General features: G+C 54.1%; 12 protein-coding genes. 9 read left to right on the forward strand and 3 right to left on the reverse strand.

The annotated features are described in order from the left end of the window. Positions 1 to 442 precede the first annotated feature (442 nt). Complete coding sequence (yhgN, locus tag HV311_RS01575) at positions 443 to 1,036, reverse strand: NAAT family transporter YhgN (protein WP_003023480.1); 594 nt, start codon at positions 1,034 to 1,036, stop codon at positions 443 to 445. 190 nt (positions 1,037 to 1,226) lie between these two features. Here yhgN and asd point away from each other — a divergent pair, with 190 nt between their 5' ends. The 6 genes from asd to glgP all read left to right on the forward strand — a co-directional run bounded on the left by asd (position 1,227) and on the right by glgP (position 12,066). Further along, on the forward strand, positions 1,227 to 2,333 hold the full coding sequence (gene asd / locus HV311_RS01580; RefSeq protein WP_191220639.1) for an aspartate-semialdehyde dehydrogenase: 1,107 nt from the start codon (positions 1,227 to 1,229) through the stop codon (positions 2,331 to 2,333). Positions 2,334 to 2,697: 364 nt separating this feature from the next. After that, the gene (glgB, locus tag HV311_RS01585) at positions 2,698 to 4,881 is read left to right on the forward strand and encodes a 1,4-alpha-glucan branching enzyme (protein WP_016154817.1); all 2,184 of its coding nucleotides are present in this window, start codon (positions 2,698 to 2,700) and stop codon (positions 4,879 to 4,881) included. Beyond that, entirely contained in the window at positions 4,881 to 6,857 is a 1,977-nt protein-coding gene (gene glgX, locus HV311_RS01590) for a glycogen debranching protein GlgX (protein ID WP_049040644.1), read from the forward strand. The genes glgB and glgX overlap by 1 nt, the downstream gene beginning before the upstream one ends. 13 nt (positions 6,858 to 6,870) lie before the next feature. Next, entirely contained in the window at positions 6,871 to 8,166 is a 1,296-nt protein-coding gene (glgC, locus tag HV311_RS01595; protein ID WP_016154815.1) for a glucose-1-phosphate adenylyltransferase, read from the forward strand. Next, positions 8,166 to 9,599: a glycogen synthase GlgA gene (gene glgA / locus HV311_RS01600; RefSeq protein ID WP_016154814.1), complete on the forward strand. Its 1,434-nt coding sequence runs from the start codon at positions 8,166 to 8,168 to the stop codon at positions 9,597 to 9,599. The genes glgC and glgA overlap by 1 nt, the downstream gene beginning before the upstream one ends. A gap of 19 nt (positions 9,600 to 9,618) precedes the next feature. Beyond that, on the forward strand, positions 9,619 to 12,066 hold the full coding sequence (gene glgP / locus HV311_RS01605; RefSeq protein WP_191220640.1) for a glycogen phosphorylase: 2,448 nt from the start codon (positions 9,619 to 9,621) through the stop codon (positions 12,064 to 12,066). Positions 12,067 to 12,170: 104 nt separating this feature from the next. Here glgP and glpD read toward each other — a convergent pair whose 3' ends face one another. Next, on the reverse strand, positions 12,171 to 13,679 hold the full coding sequence (gene glpD / locus HV311_RS01610; RefSeq protein WP_016154812.1) for a glycerol-3-phosphate dehydrogenase: 1,509 nt from the start codon (positions 13,677 to 13,679) through the stop codon (positions 12,171 to 12,173). A 198-nt stretch (positions 13,680 to 13,877) separates the two neighbouring features. Here glpD and glpE point away from each other — a divergent pair, with 198 nt between their 5' ends. The 3 genes from glpE (at position 13,878) to HV311_RS01625 (ending at position 15,979) form a co-directional block, all read left to right on the forward strand. Then, positions 13,878 to 14,204: a thiosulfate sulfurtransferase GlpE gene (gene glpE / locus HV311_RS01615; protein WP_049271932.1), complete on the forward strand. Its 327-nt coding sequence runs from the start codon at positions 13,878 to 13,880 to the stop codon at positions 14,202 to 14,204. Between the two features lie 170 nt (positions 14,205 to 14,374). Beyond that, the gene (gene glpG, locus HV311_RS01620) at positions 14,375 to 15,205 is read left to right on the forward strand and encodes a rhomboid family intramembrane serine protease GlpG (RefSeq protein WP_016154811.1); all 831 of its coding nucleotides are present in this window, start codon (positions 14,375 to 14,377) and stop codon (positions 15,203 to 15,205) included. A 15-nt stretch (positions 15,206 to 15,220) separates the two neighbouring features. Continuing rightward, a complete protein-coding gene (locus HV311_RS01625; protein WP_003023499.1) occupies positions 15,221 to 15,979 on the forward strand; it encodes a DeoR/GlpR family transcriptional regulator in 759 nt (252 codons plus the stop codon). Positions 15,980 to 16,020: 41 nt separating this feature from the next. Here HV311_RS01625 and malT read toward each other — a convergent pair whose 3' ends face one another. Continuing rightward, entirely contained in the window at positions 16,021 to 18,726 is a 2,706-nt protein-coding gene (gene malT / locus HV311_RS01630) for an HTH-type transcriptional regulator MalT (RefSeq protein ID WP_191220641.1), read from the reverse strand. Positions 18,727 to 19,025: the final 299 nt, after the last annotated feature.

Below are 19,025 nucleotides of genomic sequence, written 5' to 3' on the forward strand. Positions count from 1 at the left end.
TTGGTGGCGGGCTGAACGGAGTTGGTCCTACCGGCCTCATTGGATACCGGCGCGTCTTACGACGCCACCGTCCAGCCCACCATTGAGGTGTAGCTGGTCGCACGACAAAAGTGAATTTTATCGCGAATGAGGTAATCAGGGGACCAATCCTGGCACCTGATTTTGCAGGTGCAGCGAGAAGATAATGCCAATCCGCGATGCTGACAAGAGGGCATTCCGGAAGGCACCTCGCAGAAATGAAAATACGTTTTTTCAGCGAGTTAAAAGCGTAAGGAATACCTGAAATTACAGCGGTGCCGGAGAGCCTGGATTGTTAAGGGGTTCAGTACACACGTAGCCCCCTTAACACGTTCACTGGTGACGAGATCTCAGAGAAGCAATGAGCATAACGTGAACGGAACTGTTCTCCGGGTAACATGCTATCTGAGCCAAAAAGGAGAGATTACCCCTTCATCCACATCCGTACGCCGTCGAGGAACATCTGGGTAGCCATCATCACCAGAATCAGCCCCATCAGGCGCTCCAGTGCGTTAACCCCTTTCTCGCCCAGCAGACGCAAAAACAGCGACGACTGCAGCAAAATCACAAAAGTACCACCCCAGGCGATCAGCAGAGCAATCACCAGATGCCCCATCTGATTAGGGTATTGATGCGACAACAGCATTAATGAAGCCAGGATTGTCGGACCGGCTACCAGCGGAATCGCCAGCGGCACGATAAACGGCTCTTCGCCTGCCGGAAGCCCGGTGCTATTCCCGGTGGCGCTGGGGAAAATCATCTTAATGGCGATCAGGAACAAAATGATGCCCCCGGAGATCGAAACGGTTTCCGCGCGCAGGTTAAGAAATGCCAGTATTTTCTCGCCCGCAAACAGGAATATCAGCATCACCAACAGTGCAATAAACAGCTCGCGAATCATAATCGCGCGGCGGCGTTTGGGTTCGGTATGTTTCAATACGGACATGAAAATGGGCAGATTTCCGAGCGGATCCATAATAAGGATCAATAAAACTGCCGCTGAAATGATTTCATTCATAACTCAAATTCCCTGATAATTACTGCGGACTTTCTGCTTGCTTGCGCAGCGGGATAAGTCGCATTACTGATGGCTTCGCTATCATTGATTAATTTCACTTGCGACTTTGGCTGCTTTTTGTATGGTGAAGGATAGGCCAGTAGGATACTGGTTAGCATACACAGCACACATCTCTGCAGGAAAAAACGCTATGAAAAATGTTGGTTTTATCGGCTGGCGCGGTATGGTCGGCTCTGTTCTCATGCAACGCATGGTTGAGGAGCGTGACTTCGACGCCATTCGCCCTGTTTTCTTTTCTACTTCCCAGCTCGGGCAGGCGGCACCGACATTCGGTGGAACCACGACCGGCACGCTTCAGGACGCTTTTGATCTGGATGCGCTGAAGGCGCTCGATATCATCGTGACCTGTCAGGGCGGCGATTATACCAACGAAATCTATCCAAAGCTTCGTGAAAGCGGTTGGCAGGGTTACTGGGTTGACGCGGCCTCTTCGCTGCGTATGAAAGACGATGCCATCATCATTCTCGATCCGGTTAACCAGGATGTCATCACTGACGGCCTGAACAAAGGTATTAAGACCTTTGTCGGCGGTAACTGTACCGTTAGCCTGATGCTGATGTCCCTCGGTGGCCTGTTTGCCAATGACCTGGTTGACTGGGTTTCTGTGGCGACCTATCAGGCGGCCTCCGGCGGCGGCGCGCGCCATATGCGCGAACTGCTGTCCCAGATGGGTCATCTGTATGGCCATGTGGCCGATGAACTGGCAACCCCTTCCTCTGCTATTCTCGATATCGAACGTAAAGTGACGACCCTGTCCCGCAGCGGTGAACTGCCGGTTGATAACTTTGGCGTACCGTTGGCCGGTAGCCTGATTCCGTGGATCGACAAACAACTTGATAACGGTCAGAGCCGCGAAGAGTGGAAGGGACAGGCTGAAACCAACAAAATTCTTAACACCTCTTCCGTGATCCCGGTTGATGGTCTGTGCGTGCGCGTCGGTGCGCTGCGCTGCCACAGCCAGGCGTTCACCATTAAACTGAAAAAAGATGTGTCTATTCCGACCGTGGAAGAACTGCTGGCAGCGCACAATCCGTGGGCCAAAGTCGTGCCAAACGATCGGGATATCACCATGCGTGAGTTAACCCCGGCGGCCGTTACCGGCACGCTGACCACGCCAGTAGGCCGTCTGCGTAAGCTGAATATGGGACCGGAGTTCCTGTCAGCCTTTACCGTGGGCGACCAGTTGCTGTGGGGTGCTGCGGAGCCATTGCGCCGTATGCTGCGTCAGTTGGCGTAATGTGGGACTGCCTGATGACGCCACGTTTATCAGGCCTACAAACGACGCGAACCACCAGGCCGGATCAGTCAATACGGCTTTCCGGCAGAGGGATTGCGTGTTTTAACAATGGGTGCTGAGTCACCCATTTTTTTGCGTAATACAGGAGTAAGCGCAGATGTTTCATTTTTTACCAGGAGTAAGATAAAGCATTGGCTATTCTTTAAGGGTGACTTAGTACCGGAGGTATTAAGTTGTTGCCTGAAGGTGGGACGACGCAGAGAGGATGCACAATTGTGCTGCGCCGTTCAGGTCAAAAAAAGTGTCACTACCTGATGTCGAAGATCAGTTGGAAGGCGTGACACCATAAAACAGGATGACAACCATGTCCGTTCGTATCGATAGAGACGTGATTAATGCGCTAATTGCAGGCCATTTTGCGGATCCTTTTTCCGTACTCGGTATGCACCAAACTGACGCTGGACTTGAAGTCCGCGCCCTATTACCTGACGCCACCGAAGTGTGGGTGATCGAACCCAAAACCGGACGCAAAGTCGGCAAGCTGGACTGCCTCGACTCTCGCGGTTTTTTCTGTGCTGTACTTCCCCGCCGTAAAAATTTCTTTCGCTATCAGTTAGCTGTTGTCTGGCATGGACAGGAGAATCTGATTGATGACCCTTATCGTTTTGGCCCGCTGATCCAGGATATGGATGCCTGGCTGTTATCTGAAGGTACGCACTTGCGACCTTACGAAACGCTGGGCGCGCATGCGGATACCATGGATGGCGTAACCGGTACGCGCTTCTCCGTCTGGGCGCCTAACGCTCAACGCGTGTCAGTGGTTGGGCAGTTCAACTACTGGGATGGCCGTCGCCACCCGATGCGCCTGCGCAAAGAAAGCGGTATCTGGGAGCTGTTTATCCCCGGCGCGCAGCATGGTCAACTGTATAAATACGAGATGATCGATGCGAACGGTAAGCTGCGAATCAAAGCGGACCCTTACGCCTTCGAAGCGCAAATGCGCCCGGAAACCGCGTCGCTTATCTGCGGTCTGCCGGAAAAAGTGGTGCAAAGCGAGGAGCGAAAAAAAGCCAACCAGTTTGATGCGCCGATCTCTATCTATGAAGTGCACCTGGGCTCATGGCGTCGTCATACCGATAACAACTTCTGGCTGAGCTACCGCGAACTAGCGGATCAGCTGGTGCCTTACGTCAAGTGGATGGGCTTTACCCATCTCGAACTGTTGCCGATTAATGAGCATCCGTTCGACGGTAGCTGGGGCTACCAACCTACCGGTATGTATGCGCCGACCCGTCGTTTCGGGACGCGTGATGATTTCCGCTATTTTGTGAATGCCGCGCATCAGGCTGGACTGAACGTCATTCTCGACTGGGTGCCGGGCCATTTCCCGTCGGACGACTTTGGTCTGGCAGAGTTTGATGGCACCAATCTGTATGAGCACAGCGACCCGCGCGAAGGGTATCACCAGGACTGGAACACGCTGATCTACAACTACGGTCGCCGTGAAGTCAGTAACTATCTGGTAGGCAATGCCCTGTACTGGATTGAACGTTTTGGTATCGATGCGCTGCGCGTAGATGCCGTGGCGTCGATGATTTATCGCGACTACAGCCGTAAAGAAGGGGAGTGGGTCCCGAACGAATTTGGCGGTCGTGAAAACCTCGAAGCCATTGAGTTTTTACGCAATACCAACCGTATTCTTGGCGAGCAGGTGCCGGGGGCCGTGAGCATGGCGGAAGAGTCCACCGACTTTGCCGGCGTTTCAAGGCCACAGGATATGGGCGGTTTAGGATTCTGGTATAAGTGGAACCTCGGCTGGATGCACGACACGCTGGACTACATGAAGTTGGATCCGGTTCATCGTCAGTTCCATCACGATAAGCTGACCTTCGGCATGCTGTACAACTACACCGAAAACTTTGTCCTGCCGCTGTCGCACGATGAAGTGGTACACGGTAAAAAATCAATTCTCGATCGCATGCCGGGGGACGCATGGCAGAAGTTTGCCAACCTGCGCGCCTACTACGGCTGGATGTGGGCCTTCCCGGGTAAGAAACTGCTGTTTATGGGCAACGAGTTTGCTCAGGGGCGTGAGTGGAACCATGACGCCAGCCTCGACTGGCATCTGCTGGAAGGCGGCGATAACTGGCACCACGGCGTACAGCGTTTGGTGCGCGATCTGAACCTTACTTATCGTCATCACAAAGCGCTGCACGAGCTTGATTTTGACGCCTATGGCTTCGAGTGGCTGGTGGTAGATGACAAAGAACGTTCGGTGCTGGCTTTCGTTCGTCGTGACAAAGTCGGTAATGAAATCATTGTTATCAGCAACTTTACGCCAGTACCTCGCCACGGCTATCGCTTCGGTATCAATCAGCCGGGCAAATGGCGCGAGATCCTCAATACCGACTCGATGCATTATCACGGTAGCAATACCGGTAACGGCGGCGCGGTGCACAGCGATGAAATCGCCAGTCATGGTCGTCAGCACTCACTGAGCCTGACGTTGCCACCGCTGGCAACGATCTGGCTGGTGCGGGAGGGATAATGACGCAACTGGCAACCGGCAACGCCACCCCCCATGGTGCAACGTATGACGGCCATGGCGTCAATTTCACCCTCTTTTCGGCCCACGCTGAACGCGTTGAATTATGCGTATTCGATGAGCAAGGCTGCGAACTCCGCTACGACCTGCCGGGGCGTAGCGGCGATGTCTGGCACGGCTATCTGGCCAACGCCCGTCCCGGTCTACGCTATGGCTATCGCGTCCATGGCCCATGGCAACCGCAGCAGGGCCACCGGTTTAATCCGGCGAAACTGCTGCTTGACCCTTGCGCGCGTCGGGTGGATGGCGAGTTAAAAGATAACCCACTGCTGCACGGTGGGCTGAATGAACCGGATCATCATGATAATGCCGCCATCGCGCTGAAGGGCGTGGTGGTGTCCGACCATTATGACTGGGAGGATGATGCCCCGCCGCGCACGCCGTGGGGCAATACCGTAATTTACGAAGCGCATGTCAAAGGGCTGACGTATTTGCATCCTGACCTGCCGGAAGAGATGCGCGGGACCTACAAAGCGCTGGGTCATCCGGTGATGATCGACTATTTCAAGCGCCTCGGCATTACCGCGCTGGAGCTGTTACCGGTGGCGCATTTCGCCAGCGAACCGCGGCTTCAGCGACTGGGCCTGTCAAACTACTGGGGCTACAACCCGGTGGCGATGTATGCGCTGCATCCGGCCTATGCCAGCTCGCCGGAGAGTGCGCTTGATGAGTTTCGCGACGCGGTAAAAGCGCTGCATAAAGCGGGTATTGAGGTCATTCTCGACATCGTTTTAAACCACAGCGCCGAGCTGGATCTCGAAGGACCTGTCTTCTCGCTGCGCGGAATTGATAACCGTAGCTATTATTGGATCAGAGATGATGGCGATTACTACAACTGGACCGGTTGTGGGAACACCATCAATCTGAGCCATCCTGGCGTTGTGGAATACGCATGCGAGTGCCTGCGCTACTGGGTTGAAACCTGCCATGTGGATGGTTTTCGTTTTGATTTGGCTTCCGTCATGGGGCGTACGCCTGAGTTTCGTCAGGATGCTCCGCTGTTTACCGCGATCCAAAACTGTCCGCTGCTCTCACGCGCCAAGCTGATTGCGGAACCGTGGGATATTGGTGAAGGCGGGTATCAGGTGGGGAATTTCCCCCCGCCGTTTGCCGAGTGGAATGACCATTTCCGCGATGCAACGCGACGTTTTTGGCTCCAGCGTAATCTCTCGTTGGGCGAGTTTGCCGGACGTTTTGCCGCATCCAGCGACGTGTTTAAACGCCCGGGCCGCAATCCCAGCGCCACGGTCAATCTGGTGACCGCGCATGACGGTTTTACGCTACGCGACTGCGTTTGCTTCACAAATAAGCACAATGAAGCGAATGGTGAGGAAAATCGCGACGGCACTAGCAATAACTACAGTGACAATCATGGTAAAGAAGGATTAGGCGGCTCGCTGGACCTGATTGAGCGGCGGCGCGACAGCATTCATGCGCTGTTAACCACGCTGTTGCTCTCCCAGGGGACGCCGATGCTGCTGGCGGGTGATGAGCATGGTCATAGCCAGCACGGTAATAATAACGCTTACTGCCAGGATAACGCCTTAACCTGGCTGGACTGGCAGCAGGCAAACAGTGGGCTAACCACATTTACCGCCGCGTTGATTCATCTGCGCCGGCAAATACCTGCATTAACAGGCGATTGCTGGTGGGAAGAGGGCGATGGCAATGTTCGTTGGCTGAATAAGTACGCACAACCCTTAAGTGCGGATGAGTGGCATAACGGCCCGAGGCAGATGCAAATCCTGCTTTCAGATCGTTTCCTGATTGCAATAAACGCCACGCTTGAGGTGACAGATATCGTTTTACCTGAAGGGGAATGGCACGCCATTCCCCCATTTGCCGGAGAGGATAATCCGGTGCTTACGGCGGTCTGGCAGGGACCTGCGCACGGACTGTGTGTGTTCCAGAGAAGATAAAAAGGAGTTAGTCATGGTAAGTTTAGAGAAGAACGATCGTGTAATGTTGGCGCGCCAGCTGCCATTAAAATCTGTTGCCCTGATCCTGGCCGGTGGCCGCGGTACTCGCCTGAAAGATTTAACCAATAAGCGTGCCAAGCCTGCCGTGCACTTTGGCGGTAAGTTCCGCATTATCGATTTTGCCTTATCCAACTGTCTTAATTCTGGGATCCGCCGTATCGGCGTGATCACTCAGTACCAGTCACACACGCTGGTGCAGCATATTCAGCGCGGCTGGTCGTTCTTTAGTGAAGAGATGAACGAGTTCGTCGATCTGCTGCCTGCCCAGCAGAGGATGCAGGGTGAAAACTGGTATCGCGGTACGGCGGATGCGGTGACCCAAAACCTGGACATCATTCGACGCTATAAAGCGGAATATGTGGTGATCCTCGCGGGCGATCATATTTATAAGCAGGACTACTCACGCATGCTGATCGACCACGTTGAGAAAGGCGCGCGTTGCACAGTGGCCTGTATGCCAGTGCCTATTGAAGAGGCCAGCGCGTTTGGCGTAATGGACGTGGACGACACCGATAAAATTATCGAGTTCGTTGAAAAACCTGCCAACCCGCCAGCGATGCCTAATGATCCGACCAAATCGCTTGCCAGTATGGGGATCTACATCTTCGACGCCGATTATCTGTATGAACTGCTGGCGGAAGATGACCTCGATGAAAAATCCAGTCACGATTTTGGCAAAGACATCATCCCGAAAATCACCGAAGCTGGCATGGCATATGCACATCCATTCCCATTGTCCTGCGTACAGTCTGACCCGGAATCCGAGCCGTACTGGCGCGATGTGGGAACGCTGGAAGCCTACTGGAAAGCAAACCTCGATCTGGCTTCGGTGACGCCTGAACTGGATATGTACGACCAGGACTGGCCAATCCGTACGCATATGGAATCACTGCCGCCGGCGAAATTTGTTCAGGACCGTTCCGGTAGCCACGGAATGACGCTGAACTCGCTGGTCTCCGGCGGCTGTATTATTTCTGGTTCGGTGGTAGTGCAGTCCGTTCTGTTCCCGCGAGTGCGGGTGAATTCATTCTGTAACATTGATTCGGCAGTGTTGTTACCTGAAGTGTGGGTGGGACGTTCGTGCCGCTTACGTCGTTGCATTATCGACCGCGCCTGCGTTATTCCTGAAGGCATGGTGATTGGTGAAAACGCGGAAGAAGATGCACGTCGTTTCTACCGTTCAGAGGAAGGTATTGTACTGGTCACGCGTGAAATGCTGCGCAAACTGCAGATCAAACAGGAGCGATAATGCAGGTTTTACACGTTTGTTCAGAGATGTTCCCTTTGTTAAAAACCGGGGGACTGGCGGATGTTATTGGGGCGTTACCCGCAGCGCAAATCGCGGACGGTGTGGATGCCCGCGTGCTGCTCCCGGCGTTTCCTGATATCCGTCGCGGCATTCCCGATGCGCAGGTAGTGACGCGTCGCGATACCTTCGCCGGACGTATTACGCTGCTGTTCGGGCATTTCAACGGTGTGGGCATTTACCTGATTGACGCGCCGCATCTCTATGACCGTCCCGGTAGCCCGTATCACGATACTAACCTGTTTGCATATACCGATAACGTGCTGCGTTTTGCGCTGCTGGGTTGGGTCGGCAGTGAAATGGCCTGTGGCTTTGACCCATTCTGGCGCCCGGATGTGGTGCATGCGCACGACTGGCATGCCGGTCTGGCCCCGGCGTATCTGGCGGCGCGCGGCCATCCGGCGAAATCGGTGTTCACCGTGCACAACCTGGCGTATCAAGGCATGTTTTATGCAAAGCATATGGATGACATCCAATTGCCATGGTCGTTCTTTAACGTGCACGGACTGGAGTTTAACGGGCAGATTTCTTTCCTGAAGGCCGGGTTGTACTACGCCGACCACATTACGGCGGTCAGTCCGACCTACGCGCGGGAAATTACCGAGCCGCAGTTTGCCTACGGCATGGAAGGTCTGTTGCAGCAGCGTCATCGTGAAGGACGTCTTTCCGGTGTGCTGAACGGCGTTGATGAAAAAATCTGGAGCCCGGAAACCGATCTGCTGCTGGCGTCGCGGTATACGCGTGAAACGCTGGAAGAGAAAGCGGAGAACAAACGCCAGCTACAGATCGCGATGGGACTTAAGGTTAACGACAAAGTGCCGCTATTTGCCGTAGTCAGCCGCCTGACCAGTCAGAAAGGGCTGGATCTGGTACTGGAAGCGCTACCGGGGTTGTTAGAGCAGGGTGGACAGCTGGCATTGCTTGGTGCGGGCGATCCGGTTTTACAGGAAGGTTTCCTCGCCGCGGCGGCGGAACATCCTGGACAGGTGGGCGTACAGATTGGCTATCACGAAGCCTTCTCGCACCGCATCATGGGTGGGGCCGACGTTATATTGGTCCCCAGCCGTTTTGAGCCGTGTGGCTTAACGCAGTTGTATGGACTGAAGTACGGCACGCTGCCGCTGGTGCGGCGCACCGGTGGGCTGGCTGATACGGTCTCTGACAGTTCGCTGGAAAACCTGGCGGATGGTATCGCCAGTGGGTTTGTATTTGAAGATAGTAATGCCTGGTCGCTGCTACGCGCGATTCGGCGTGCTTTCGTATTGTGGTCCCGGCCTTCGCTGTGGCGGTTTGTACAACGTCAGGCCATGACCATGGATTTTAGCTGGCAAGTCGCGGCGAAGTCATACCGTGAGCTTTACTATCGTTTGAAATAGATATCCAGGAATCACCTATATGAATGCTCCATTTACTTATGCATCGCCCACACTCAGCGTAGAGGCACTTAAGCATTCTATCGCCTACAAGCTGATGTTCACGATTGGTAAAGACCCGGTCATTGCCAATAAACATGAGTGGCTGAACGCCACGTTGTTCGCGGTGCGCGATCGTCTCGTGGAGCGCTGGCTGCGTTCTAACCGTGCGCAATTATCCCAGGAAACTCGACAGGTTTATTATCTGTCAATGGAGTTTCTGATTGGCCGCACACTTTCCAATGCACTGTTATCGTTGGGTATTTATGACGATGTCAAAAATGCGCTGGAAGGTATGGGGTTGGATCTTGAAGATCTGATCGATGAAGAAAACGACCCTGGTCTTGGCAACGGTGGCCTCGGGCGCCTGGCGGCCTGCTTCCTGGACTCACTGGCAACGTTGGGTCTGCCGGGACGCGGCTACGGTATTCGTTATGACTACGGCATGTTCAAACAGAACATTGTTGATGGCCGACAGAAAGAGTCACCGGACTACTGGCTGGAATACGGTAACCCGTGGGAATTCAAACGCCACAATACGCGCTACAAAGTGCGCTTTGGCGGGCGTATTCAGCAGGAAGGCAAGAAAACGCGCTGGATAGAAACTGAAGAGATCCTCGCGGTAGCCTACGACCAAATTATTCCCGGTTATGACACAGACGCCACCAATACGCTGCGCTTGTGGAATGCCCAGGCCAGTAGCGAAATCAACCTCGGTAAATTTAACCAGGGCGACTACTTTGCGGCGGTGGAAGATAAAAACCACTCCGAGAACGTCTCCCGCGTGCTGTATCCGGATGACTCCACCTATTCAGGACGCGAGCTGCGTTTGCGCCAGGAGTATTTTCTGGTCTCCTCCACGGTGCAGGACATCCTGAACCGTCATTATCAACTGCACAAAACCTACGACAACCTGGCAGATAAGATCGCCATTCACCTCAACGACACCCATCCGGTACTGTCGATTCCTGAGCTGATGCGTCTGCTGATCGATGAGCACAAATTCAGTTGGGATAATGCGTTTGAGGTCTGCTGCCAGGTCTTCTCGTATACCAACCACACCTTGATGAGCGAAGCGCTGGAGACCTGGCCTGTCGATATGCTGGGCAAAATTCTGCCGCGCCATCTGCAAATCATCTTTGAGATTAACGACTACTTCCTGAAGACGTTGCAGGAACAGTATCCGAACGATACCAGTCTGCTGGGACGGACGTCGATTATCGATGAATCCAACGGCCGCCGGGTGCGTATGGCATGGCTCGCAGTGGTGGTGAGCCACAAGGTTAACGGCGTTTCTGAGCTGCACTCCAACCTGATGGTGCAGTCGCTGTTTGCTGACTTTGCGAAGATTTTCCCGACTCGCTTCTGTAACGTCACCAACGGCGTGACGCCGCGCCGCTGGTTGGCGCTGGCTAACCCATCGCTCTCTGAGGTACTGGATGAGAACATTGGCCGCACCTGGCGAACCGATCTCAGCCAGCTAAGCGAGCTTGAACAGCACTGCGATTACCCGCTGGTAAATCAGGCGGTGCGCCGTGCGAAACTGGAGAATAAAAAACGTCTGGCAACGCTCATTGCCCAGCAGCTTAACGTGGTGGTGAACCCGAAATCGCTGTTTGATGTGCAGATCAAGCGTATTCACGAATACAAACGGCAGTTGATGAACGTGCTGCATGTGATCACCCGCTACAACCGTATTAAGGCCGATCCTGACGCCGAGTGGGTGCCGCGCGTGAATATCTTCGCCGGTAAAGCGGCTTCGGCCTATTACATGGCGAAGCACATCATTCACCTGATCAACGACGTCGCGAAAGTGATCAACAACGATCCGCAAATTGGTGACAAGCTGAAAGTGGTGTTTATTCCTAACTACAGCGTCAGCCTGGCGCAGGTGATTATTCCTGCTGCCGACCTGTCTGAGCAGATTTCGCTGGCCGGGACCGAAGCCTCTGGTACCAGTAATATGAAGTTTGCCCTCAACGGTGCGCTGACCATTGGGACGCTGGACGGTGCCAACGTCGAGATGCTGGAGCATGTGGGCGCAGAAAATATCTTTATCTTTGGTAATACGGCGGAAGAGGTCGAAGCCTTACGCAGCCAGGGCTACAAGCCGCGTGAGTATTACGAGACAGACGAAGAGCTGCACCAGGTGCTGACGCAGATTGGCAGCGGTGTATTCAGTCCTGAGGAGCCGGGGCGCTATCGTGACCTGGTTGACTCGCTGATCAACTTTGGCGACCACTATCAGGTTCTGGCGGATTATCGCAGCTACGTTGACTGCCAGGATAAGGTTGACGAACTGTATCGCCACCCGGAAGAGTGGACCACCAAGTCGATGATTAATATCGCCAACATGGGCTACTTCTCGTCGGACAGGACGATCAAAGAGTACGCCGAAAACATCTGGCATATCGACTCGGTGCGGTTGTAACAAGGGCAGGACGATCTGTCGGCTGGATAAGGCGTTAGTTGCCATCCAGCAAAAGGCCCGGTAGCGCTGACGCTTACCGGGCCTACAGTTTTATATCGAGTGTCTTAAGACGCCAGCGACAGCTGCTGTTTCTCAATGTACTCCGCCAGCCACTGGGTCATGCGCGACTGCTGTTCAGCGTTCAGCCACATACCTTCTTTCGTGCGACGCCACAGCGCATCTTCCGCACGGCGCACCCATTCGTGATCGACCAGATATTTCAGCTCGGCCTCATAGAACTCATGGCCGAAGTCTTCACCTAACTCGGCAAGCGAGGTGGCTTCCCCGATAATCCATTCGGTGTTACTGCCGTAGGTGCGCGAATAATGGCGCGCCAGCGACTCGGTCAGGAACGGGTAGCGACGGCGCAGTTTGGCCGCGTAATCTTCACGATCGCCGCCGATGTCACCGCCTGGCAGAATGCACTCTTTTGTCCACGCCGGACCGATTCCCTGATAGTACGACGCCAGTTTTTCCATCGCGTGTTCGGCCAGCTTACGGTAGGTCGTCAGCTTACCGCCAAAGACCGACAGCAGCGGCGCTTTGCCGTTTTCATCGTGGATATCCAGCGTGTAATCACGGGTGATAGCCTGCGGCGAGTCGGACTCGTCATCGCACAGCGGGCGTACACCCGAGTAGGTCCAGACGATATCGTCACGGCCCAGTTGTTTCTTAAAGTGCGCGTTGTAGACCTTCAGCAGGTAATTGATTTCACTCTCATCAATTTTTACCGCTTTCGGATCGCCTTTGTATTCGACGTCAGTCGTCCCGATGATCGAGAATTCGTCCATCCATGGGATGACAAACACAATACGTTTATCTTCGTTTTGCAGAATATAAGCTTGCTTCTGGGTATGGACGCGCGGCACCACGATGTGGCTGCCTTTAATCAGACGAATACCGTACGGCGATGGCAGATGCATGCCGTCGTCGAAGAACTCTTTCACCCATGGGCCGGTGGCATTGACCAGACCACGCGCCTGCCAGGTGTGCTTTTTACCGGTATCGATATCTTCAGCTTCAACAATCCACAAACCGTTTTCACGGCGAGCGGAGGTAGCGCGAGTGCGGGTTAACACCTCTCCGCCTTTGCGTACGACCATTTGGGCGTTTGCCAAAACCAGCCGCGCATCGTCTACCCAGCAGTCAGAATATTCGAAACCGCGCACAATCTCAGGTTTCATTACGGAATCTGCGCCAAAACGCAAACCGGTCGAACTCGGCAAACTGGTGCGTTTGCCCAGATGATCGTACATAAACAGACCAATGCGGATCATCCACGCTGGACGCAGGTGCGGGCGATGGGGCAGACGAAAGCGCATCGGGAAGGCGATATGCGGTGCCATTTTCAACAACACCTCACGTTCGGCCAGCGCTTCGCTCACCAGGCGAAATTCGTAGTGTTCCAGGTAGCGCAGGCCACCGTGGATGAGTTTGGAGCTAGCGGAAGAGGTGGCGCAGGCTAAATCCTGCGCTTCCAGCATCAGCACGGATAAACCGCGTCCAGCGGCATCTGCCGCGATACCGGCACCGTTGATGCCTCCACCTATCACAATCAGATCTTTGGTTTCCATGCTGGCCTCTCGCACTTTCGTTATAGCTCATTAATGTTCGTTATCGAGCATAATAGCAAAGAATCGCGCCATTGGTAACATCGGATAAACAATTTACAGTGATACATATAACATTATGGCGTTTAACTGCCGTCGGGACGTACACTAAGAAGTAACATGTCTGAAAAGCGTCACCTGCAATATAAAGAAGAGAGAGCAATGGATCAGTTTGAATGTATTAATGTCGAAGAAGCGCATCAGAAGCTGCACCAGGGGACCGCGGTGTTAGTGGATATCCGCGACCCGCAAAGCTATGCGATGGGTCACGCCCCACAGGCGTTTCATCTGACGAACGACACGCTGGGGTCATTTATGCGCGAGCATGATTTCGACACCGCCGTGTTAGTAATGTGTTATCACGGCAACAGCAGTAAAGGCGCGGCGCAATATCTTCTTCAGCAGGGCTATGACGTGGTTTACAGTGTTGACGGCGGCTTCGACGCCTGGCATCGACATTTTCCGGCAGAAGTGGCATACGGTTCGTAAGACTATACCCAAATTAATTCGAGTTGCATCGCGACGGCGACGCAGCGAATCTCCGGGAGCGTACGAGCAGTACGTGACCGGAGTGAGTGAGGAAAGCCAACAAAGATGCAGCTCGAAGTAAGAAGGGTATATATACTGTCCTCTTTTGTGTGGAATAAGCGACAGCAACCATGTTGATGATTACCTCTTTTGCTAACCCCCGCGTGGCGCAGGCATTTGTTGATTATATGGCGACACAGGGCGTTATCCTGACGATTCAACAACATCAGCAAACGGATGTCTGGCTGGCGGATGAGTCCCAGGCTGAGCGCGTGCATGCTGAGCTGGCGCGGTTTCTGGAGAATCCAGGCGATCCGCGTTACCTCGCGGCAAGCTGGCAGTCGGGTCATACCGACAGCGGTCTGCGCTACCAGCGTTATCCGTTCCTGGCCACATTGCGCGAACGCGCAGGCCCGGTAACCTGGGTGGTGATGGCCGCGTGTGTGCTGGTCTTTATCGCGATGAACACGCTGGGCGACCAGACCGTGATGCTCTGGCTGGCATGGCCGTTTGACCCTTCGCTGAAATTTGAATTCTGGCGTTATTTCACCCACGCTTTTATGCACTTCTCGCTGATGCATATTCTGTTCAACCTGCTGTGGTGGTGGTATCTCGGCGGTGCGGTTGAAAAGCGTCTGGGCAGCGGAAAACTGATTGTAATTACCGTGATCAGCGCCCTGCTAAGCGGCTACGTTCAGCAGAAATTTAGCGGCCCGTGGTTTGGTGGGCTGTCTGGCGTGGTATATGCGCTGATGGGTTATGTGTGGTTGCGCGGCGAGCGCGATCCACAAAGTGGTATTTTCCTGCAGCGTGGTTTGATTATCTTTGCTTTGATCTGGATTGTTGCCGGCTGGTTTGATGTGTTCGGCATGTCAATGGCGAACGGCGCACATATCGCCGGGCTGGCCGTGGGTCTGGCAATGGCGTTTGCCGATACTATGAATGTACGAAAACGAACGTAATTTCAGGGAACAATAATGAAGCAAACACAACGACATGACGCGATCATCGAGCTGGTAAAGAAACAGGGATACGTCAGTACTGAGGAGCTGGTGGAGCATTTCTCCGTCAGCCCGCAGACGATTCGCCGCGATCTTAACGATCTGGCCGATCAGAACATGATTTTGCGCCATCACGGTGGCGCGGCGCTGCCCTCCAGCTCGGTCAACACCCCGTGGCATGACCGTAAAGCGACACAGACGGCGGAAAAAGAGCGCATTGCCCGCAAAGTTGCCACGCAGATCCCGAACGGTTCTACGTTGTTCATTGATATCGGCACTACGCCGGAAGCGGTGGCTCACGCGCTGCTCAATCACAGCAATTTACGCATTGTGACCAACAACCTCAATGTGGCGAATACGCTGATGGCGAAAGAGGATTTCCGCATCATACTCGCCGGTGGCGAACTGCGTAGCCGCGACGGCGGTATTATGGGCGAAGCGACCCTCGACTTTATTTCTCAGTTCCGCCTGGACTTCGGCATCTTAGGGATTAGCGGTATCGATAGCGATGGCTCCCTGCTGGAGTTTGATTATCACGAAGTTCGCACCAAGCGCGCGATTATTGAGAATTCACGGCATGTGATGCTGGTGGTGGATCACTCGAAGTTTGGGCGTAACGCGATGGTGAATATGGGCAGTATCAGCATGGTGGATGCGGTGTATACCGACACGCTGCCGCCAGCTGGCGTGATGCAGGTTATTGCGGACCATCATATTCAGTTAGAGCTGTGCTAAGTTAATTCCAAGCCTGATAAGCGTAGCGTATCAGGCATTAACTAAACCCCATACCCCATCATTTTCAGCAGTTTCTGCGCATGTTGCACCGCATCCTGGCGGTGTGCGACGCCGAGCTTTTGATACAAATTGCGGATGTGCGTCTTGATGGTCGTTGCCGCGACGGCCAATTCTCCGGCGATCTGCTCGTTGCTGTAGCCCGAATAAATCAGTCCCAGAACCTGCCATTCGCGCTGGGTCAGCGGGCTGGTCCGGATAAGCTCCGGTACTTCCGGGTGAGTAAGCAGACGCTCAACGAATCCTTCATCGAAGTGGGCGAATTTATGGCGGTGATGCTGGTTAATCTCACGCAAAATACGCTGGGCGCGGTGCTGATCGAGTTCCGGTAAGGTATTGAGCTGAATCAGCTGACGCAGTTGCTGCGCCATGGCCTCACCTTCAATGACAAAGTGACTGATAAATCCGGTGCGGTTCGCCAGCTGCAGCGCGTCGAGTAACACGCGCTGTGCGTCATTTTTGCGTCCTGCCTGCCAGTAGAGCTGATTAAGCAGCAGCAGGTTACGGTTCAGATCGCTCATCAGGCGCAGATTGCGCGCATTTTCATTCAACTCTTCCAGCACAATCTCAGCCGGTTCAAACTCGCCCAGCAGGATCTGCGCGCGGGCGATGTTGCGCCACTGGCTTTGCAGGAAGTGGTTATTGGCGAATTCCGGTTTCGGCGTGTGGCGCAGCCAGTTGGCGGCCGAATTTTTGTCGCCCACCATTTGCCAGTAAATCACCCGTACCTTATCGGCGTTCGAGATCCAGTCACTGTGATAGTGACCGTTACCCAGCAGGTTTTCCAGGCGGTTAAGCAGGCTACGCGCATTGTCCAGATCCCCCCGGGCCAGCGAACATTGAATCAACAGCGCCAGGCACTGTAGCTGTTGCTGCGGCTGGAATGTGGAAAGCAGTTCAATACCCGCGCGGGCAGACGCTTCCGATTCGTCCAGGCGCGCCCATGCCCACAGCAGTTGCGCGCGAATACGCACCAGGAACTCGTGCATCGGCAACTGTTCCAGATGCTGCTCTTTGATCAGCTGAAACGCTTTTTCCTGAGTCTCCCAGGCGGCCTGTAAAAAGCCCTGGGCAAACAAAATTTCACTTTGCTGAATTAAACTCCACAGCGCGTAATGCCAGACGTCATGGTGGCGCGCCATTTGCTCGGTTTGCTGCATCAACGCCAGAGAACGCGTGAGATCGCCCTTACAGTGCAGGACTTCACCATGTACCGAGGTGGCGACGATACGGCTATAGAACCAGGCGATGGGTAACTCATCCAGCGCCAGCTTTGCCAGGCGCTCGGCTTCGTCAGGATTTCCGTCGTTAATCGCGACCTGCGCTCGCAGGGCGTTAAATTCGGCGTGCAGCGTCGGTTCCATGTCGCCTTTTATTTCCTGCTCAGCGCGCGCCAGCAGGGTATTAACCTCGCCGTAGCGGTGCTGGCTTTGCATCAGCCAGGCTTGCAGCAGAACCAGACGCGGATTTTCCAGCAGACTTTCCCACGGCAGGGCTTTCAGCGACTCTTCCAGTAATGTCAGTTCGCTGTGGTTAAACAGTCCCCACGCATGGTTAAGCAGGATATCGCGTAGCATATGCGCGTCGCCTGCCGCCAGCGCGTGGTGGATCGCTTCGCTGGGGAAGCCTTGCGCCATCCAGCTTTCAGCGGCGGCGCGGTGTATTTCGGGCAGTTCGCTTGCCAGTTCCCACTGACAGCGCTGGCGTAAAAAGCTGCCAAACAGCGGGTGATAGCTGAACCACTCACCGACGTCATCCATCCGCTGCAGGAATAATCCCTGGCGCTCAATCTCCTCCAGCCGCATCTGGCCGTTTTCTTCCCCGGTGACCCGGACGATCAGTGCGTCGTTCATTGAGCGCAGAATGGCGCTTTTCAGCAGGAAATGACGGGTGCCGAGGTCGACGCTGTCCAGCACTTCATCAACCAGATAATCGGACAGATGGCTGGCGTTGATCCCGGCGAGGCGGCGTGCGGACTGGTGTGCAGAGTGGTTGTTCTGGCGGGCGGAGAGGGCAATCAGCTGTAACGCCGTGGCCCAGCCAGCAACGTCATCGCACATCCGGCTGCTTTCTGCCGCTTCGATAGGCGAGGACAAACGTCGATCGAAAAATTGTTTGGCTTCCTGGTGGTTAAACGCCAGCTGTTGGCTGCCTATCTCCAGCAACTGATCGCGTACTCGCAGGTTGGCAATACCCAACTGCGGCAGGTTGCGCGACAGCACGACCAGCGTGAGGTTCTCAGGCTGATGACGCAGGAAGAAACGCATCGCTTCGTGAATTGCCGGATTGGAGATGAGATGATAATCATCCACTACCAGGTAGAGCGGGCGGTGCCACTCGGCCAGTTCAATAAATAGCTGCGCAAACAGTGACGTCAGGCTGGCGTATTGGCGCTTTTGCACCATCGCTTCGCTGGTGGTGCAGTGTCCACCGGTTGCCTGCTGGATAGCGGCGATCAGATAGCTGGCAAAGCGCTCTTGTTGATTATCGCCTTCATCCAGAGAGTACCAGCCTAAGTCGTTCTTCCCCGCTGCCCATTGTGAAACCAACGTCGTTTTTCCATAACCAGCAGGACTTGTTATCAGGGCAAGCCTGAAATTGTTCGCGCCGGAAAGTTTAGCCAACAGGCGCTCACGAACCACCGTATGGTCGAGTCGAACCGGACGACTTAATTTAGACGGAATCAACATAAGTTAGTCACTTCACTGTGTGAAAATGGGGAAAAATGATTTTTTTTGCGCTTCGTAATTAATAGATATAAGGTCGGCCAGATTAGTGTTTTATGCAAGCTAAGCGGACTTTTTGTGTGTCTGATTTTGCACTATGTCACAAATCTAAACATCTATTACATTAATTGCTTTAAAGAGTCACAACAGGCGTGGCGACTGGATCCGTCGGTATTTTGGCTGAGCCGAAAAATACCTCCCTTTTTATAAGGTTACTCAGTTGCTTAATGTAAAGAGCCGAATTTTGTGGCCGACTTAAAAAT

It is taken from the genome of Citrobacter sp. RHBSTW-00881 (genome assembly GCF_013728515.1).
Lineage (GTDB): Bacteria > Pseudomonadota > Gammaproteobacteria > Enterobacterales > Enterobacteriaceae > Citrobacter > Citrobacter braakii.

Bases quoted from the DNA above. Each gene is read 5' to 3' on its own strand.
- malT (WP_191220641.1), bottom strand. From the start codon at position 18,726: ATGTTGATTCCGTCTAAATTAAGTCGTCCGGTTCGACTCGACCATACG.
- glgP (WP_191220640.1), top strand. From the start codon at position 9,619: ATGAATGCTCCATTTACTTATGCATCGCCCACACTCAGCGTAGAGGCA.
- HV311_RS01625 (WP_003023499.1), top strand. From the start codon at position 15,221: ATGAAGCAAACACAACGACATGACGCGATCATCGAGCTGGTAAAGAAA.
- yhgN (WP_003023480.1), bottom strand. From the start codon at position 1,036: ATGAATGAAATCATTTCAGCGGCAGTTTTATTGATCCTTATTATGGAT.
- glgC (WP_016154815.1), top strand. From the start codon at position 6,871: ATGGTAAGTTTAGAGAAGAACGATCGTGTAATGTTGGCGCGCCAGCTG.
- glgA (WP_016154814.1), top strand. From the start codon at position 8,166: ATGCAGGTTTTACACGTTTGTTCAGAGATGTTCCCTTTGTTAAAAACC.
- glgB (WP_016154817.1), top strand. From the start codon at position 2,698: ATGTCCGTTCGTATCGATAGAGACGTGATTAATGCGCTAATTGCAGGC.
- glgX (WP_049040644.1), top strand. From the start codon at position 4,881: ATGACGCAACTGGCAACCGGCAACGCCACCCCCCATGGTGCAACGTAT.
- glpE (WP_049271932.1), top strand. From the start codon at position 13,878: ATGGATCAGTTTGAATGTATTAATGTCGAAGAAGCGCATCAGAAGCTG.
- glpD (WP_016154812.1), bottom strand. From the start codon at position 13,679: ATGGAAACCAAAGATCTGATTGTGATAGGTGGAGGCATCAACGGTGCC.
- asd (WP_191220639.1), top strand. From the start codon at position 1,227: ATGAAAAATGTTGGTTTTATCGGCTGGCGCGGTATGGTCGGCTCTGTT.
- glpG (WP_016154811.1), top strand. From the start codon at position 14,375: ATGTTGATGATTACCTCTTTTGCTAACCCCCGCGTGGCGCAGGCATTT.